7 protein-coding genes and 1 pseudogene are annotated in these 3,675 nt (G+C 33.0%); all 8 read left to right on the top strand.

What is annotated here, in order from left to right:
• Positions 1-1,266: hypothetical protein (locus TRESADRAFT_RS00105; protein WP_040841740.1), on the top strand; the 1,266-nt coding region annotated here is incomplete at its 5' end.
• Positions 1,267-1,521: 255 nt separating this feature from the next.
• Positions 1,522-1,722, top strand: coding sequence for a hypothetical protein (locus TRESADRAFT_RS15840; RefSeq protein ID WP_141606997.1), 201 nt, complete (start codon positions 1,522-1,524; stop codon positions 1,720-1,722).
• Entirely contained in the window at positions 1,706-2,149 is a 444-nt protein-coding gene (locus TRESADRAFT_RS00110) for a hypothetical protein (protein ID WP_141606999.1), read from the top strand. The genes TRESADRAFT_RS15840 and TRESADRAFT_RS00110 overlap by 17 nt, the downstream gene beginning before the upstream one ends.
• A 3-nt stretch (positions 2,150-2,152) precedes the next feature.
• On the top strand, positions 2,153-2,377 hold the full coding sequence (locus tag TRESADRAFT_RS15845; protein WP_141607001.1) for a hypothetical protein: 225 nt from the start codon (positions 2,153-2,155) through the stop codon (positions 2,375-2,377).
• A gap of 282 nt (positions 2,378-2,659) precedes the next feature.
• On the top strand, positions 2,660-2,818 hold the full coding sequence (locus TRESADRAFT_RS16540; protein ID WP_245534310.1) for a type II toxin-antitoxin system RelE/ParE family toxin: 159 nt from the start codon (positions 2,660-2,662) through the stop codon (positions 2,816-2,818).
• Positions 2,819-2,833: 15 nt separating this feature from the next.
• A complete protein-coding gene (locus tag TRESADRAFT_RS16660; protein ID WP_281054617.1) occupies positions 2,834-2,959 on the top strand; it encodes a hypothetical protein in 126 nt (41 codons plus the stop codon).
• Positions 2,935-3,108, top strand: coding sequence for a helix-turn-helix domain-containing protein (locus tag TRESADRAFT_RS16545; RefSeq protein WP_245534309.1), 174 nt, complete (start codon positions 2,935-2,937; stop codon positions 3,106-3,108). The genes TRESADRAFT_RS16660 and TRESADRAFT_RS16545 overlap by 25 nt, the downstream gene beginning before the upstream one ends.
• A gap of 142 nt (positions 3,109-3,250) precedes the next feature.
• Positions 3,251-3,675 (top strand): annotated as a pseudogene (locus TRESADRAFT_RS00120) (hypothetical protein); the annotation flags it as partial.

A 3,675-nucleotide genomic window follows, 5' to 3' on the forward strand; every position in this document is an offset into this window, starting at 1 on the left:
CCGTTTTTACGGTTTAAAACGCTAGTTATGTGGACGCCCGCACTGGGGCGCATTGGAGAGAAAATGACTTCACAATCTTTGCAAGATTTACTTAATAATATCGCAAAAAGTAAAATGCCAGAATTTGATAAAGGTTATGCAGAAACAATAGATTGCTTTTGGGAAAAATTTATAGAACCTAGATTACCAAAAAAAGAAATAGTTCTCGCTTGGCACGATTTATTAATGAAATATGTAGATGATGAGGATTGTGTATTTGTAATAAGAGCTTTTTCTAATACTAATAAAACACCCAGAAGATGTCTTTTGACGAAAACAGATGATTCTTTTTCATATACATATTCTGATAATGGATTTGGAAAATTAATCGCAAAAATGACTTATTTAAATTCTGTATTAAGTTATGACGATTTTAAGAATGCTATGCTATTAGGCTGGCTTCCAATAAGTGAATTTATTGGAAGCGAAGAAAAATCAAAAGCTTTTTATAAAATGAAGAAATTTGAGTATGCAGAATATAAACTGGCACATATTATCGATTCCGGAATGATTTTTGATATAGATGGAAAATTGGTTGGTATGCAAGAAATATGTGAAAATTATTTTCCAGCTGGTAATTTAGATGACTGGAAATTAATTAATAATAGTTTCATTCGAAATGTTAAGGTAAAAAATGATGCTAGAAAAATAGTTACGGCACATTTTTTACGTTTTGTGGACCCATTAAATTATGTACTTACTCCTAAGCCTGCACGGAATGGTTTTGTTTATCAGAAAAGTGATGTAGGAATTAGTGATATTGCCGAATATCAAAAATTCCAAAGATATGCAGTAAAAAGGTTTTCGGAGTTATATGGAAATACTTATAAACAATTTTTGAAAAGATTATGTGTTTCAGAATCTATGAATTCAGAATTAACAGAATCGAGCAATTTAGGAAACTCAATAATAAAAATCCATTGGGGAAACTTTTCATTAAATGAAAAAAAAGTAATTTCAACATGCATAACTCATTCCACGGGACCTAATAATTATAAAGTATGTTATTCATATAATAGATTGATTTTTTTTAGAGATATAATAGAGTCATTAAAAGACGACGATATGTTTGCTTGTAAAACACCTGAAGGTACATATGCAATGTCGAAAAAAGATTTTTATAGAGTCTTTGCAAATGTAGCTAATAATATTACTTGTTACCAACAAGATGGAAAGTATTCATATTCTACTACTCCATCAAAAGCTAAACAGTTTTTAATTGAATAGTAGAATTTTATTAATCACATAACAAGAAGTTCAAAGCCGACACAGGCTCAAGGCCTGTGCGGTTTAACTCATTGTTATGTGGACGGGCTGTTGGCCCGCTTATTGTCAATAAGAAAAATCCTCCAGCTTTTTTCTCTAAAAAATTTGTTCAGTGTACACTGAACAAAGGACTTGAAAAAGTCCTTTGTTGCGAAACTTCGCATACGCTCGTTTCGCAACAAAATAAGTCGGAAGACGTAAAATGCGGAGGTTTTTATGCCAAAAAAATCAGAAGTTTATGACAATCCAGAATCAAAAAGGGTTGTAAAAGTTCAAATTCGACCTTATGACTCAAATGGAAATTATGAAGCCTTGGATGATGATAATGGCACTTTACAAGTAAAAAATGCAAGTGCTGACGAAGTTATGAAAGTTGTTAGAGATGCAATATCTTCTCATTTTGGCAATAAAAAATAAATTAGAGGGTTTAACAATGACTGTAACAACTGAAAAAGAATTAGGCAATGCAATTCATGATAATGTCGATACAATTGAAATTGAAGGTGATCTTGGAAAAAAAGTTGTAAAAATAAAAGCAACAGGTAAAGTTGCGTGGGCTGCTTGTATCGGTTCTCTAACAATAGCAATTATTGCTACTGTAGCTGCAATGATTCCTGATCCTGCTGAACCTGTAGAAATTGGAGTTGCAGGAATTGCATATGGATTTTCTGCAGTTACTCTTGGAGCCGCAACAACATCTGCTGTGTCAATAGGAATCGCAGGTGCAATTGCCGCTGGCGCTACTGGAGCTGCCGTAGGAAGCGCTGCAATAGGAATTTTAAACAAACTAAGAGAATACAAAATTACAGAGAAATCAGAAGGCAAAGTCATCTTAAAGCGTTAAAGTATGGAAAAAGCAGAGGTTGCATTCCTCTGCTTTTTACGGGAGAAAAAATTGCAAAATGTACGAATGCCTTTTCCTTGGGAAAATATTCCAAGATTTTGTCTTAATTGTGGGTATCGTGGTTATGGAAAAAACAATACAATATTTTTTTTCTTTATAGGTTCAGCAATAAAATGCCCCAAATGTGGCAAAAAAAAATTTATCAAAGATCCTTCTATTATGTTTTAAAGTAGGAAAAATATTTTTCTTTAATTCCTTAGATTAACTTGACTTTGTAACAGTGTAGTGTTGCATTAGAATTGGGATAAAACAAAGAAAGATTGCGTTTTATACAAAGGCGAGATGTTCACTGTAGAATGGTACTACACAGAGAAAAATAAAAGTCAGCCTTTTGGATACTTTAATTCACTTGATTCCCAGCAACAGCTGAAACTCTTGTATCTGGTAAAACGTATGGGAGACTTTTGAAAAATTTCGGACAAAACGAAATTTAACTTTGGGGAAGATGGTATTTGGGCATTTAAGCCTAAACCGGACAGGTTTCTTTCATTTTTTACAAGTGGAAAGAGAATAATCATAACAAATGCATTTGAAAAAAAATGCCAGAAGCTTCCGCCTGCAGAAAAAGAGAAAACTGAAAAATGCAGAGCGATTATGAAACCCGTGTAAAAGGAGGAACCTACTATGACAACATTTGACCGACTGATGCAAGATCCACAATTTAAGGATGAATTTGAAAAAGGATACAATGAATTTTTAATCTCAGAATTCATGATTGAAAAAAAATGGAAGAGGAGAATATTTCAGTAAGGGAATTGGCAAAAGAAGCAAGAGTTTCTCCTACTACCATCCAGAACCTTCGCAGTGGAAATGCAGAAAGTGTAAAATATAAAACCCTCTCAAACATAATGCAAAAACTTGGATATGCCCTGCAGCCTGTAAAAATGGCGACGCTGTAATTATAAAGAAATATGCTTGCTTGGGAAGTAAGCTGTATCGCCTAACAAAGGTTCGTAGCCGACAGCGGGTCAAGCCCGCTGCGGTACAGCCAAATTGTTATGTGGACGCCCGCTACTTGGGGCGCAAATATGAAGGTAATATATGTTTTGGATTTATAATAAAAAAACTGTTTCGACGAAAATAAGAAATAACAATATAGAATTTGATATTAGAGATGGGCTCTCTGAAAACCAAAGAAAAGTTTTATTTGCGATTTATTTTCTTAATGATAGTCCAAAATATGAAGATGTGATGACTTATGAGAATGGTATAACTTTTGATGAAATTAAAAAAGAATTAAAGAGTAATAAAATCTACAATTATTCAGACAATGAATTAAAAGAGATAATAAATGCTTTTTCAAAGCAAAAATATCCAATATTATCTGTGAATGAAAATAAAGAAATTTGCATAACACGTGTCTTTGATAAAATGTTTGAGGGGCAGAAAGGAACAGATTATACACAGGATTCTGTATTGTCCTCTCTATTTCCTAACTATCTTTGTAATGGTGGCAATGGGTATTC

Origin of the sequence: Treponema saccharophilum DSM 2985 (genome assembly GCF_000255555.1) — a bacterium.
In the GTDB taxonomy this organism is placed as follows: domain Bacteria; phylum Spirochaetota; class Spirochaetia; order Treponematales; family Treponemataceae; genus Treponema_D; species Treponema_D saccharophilum.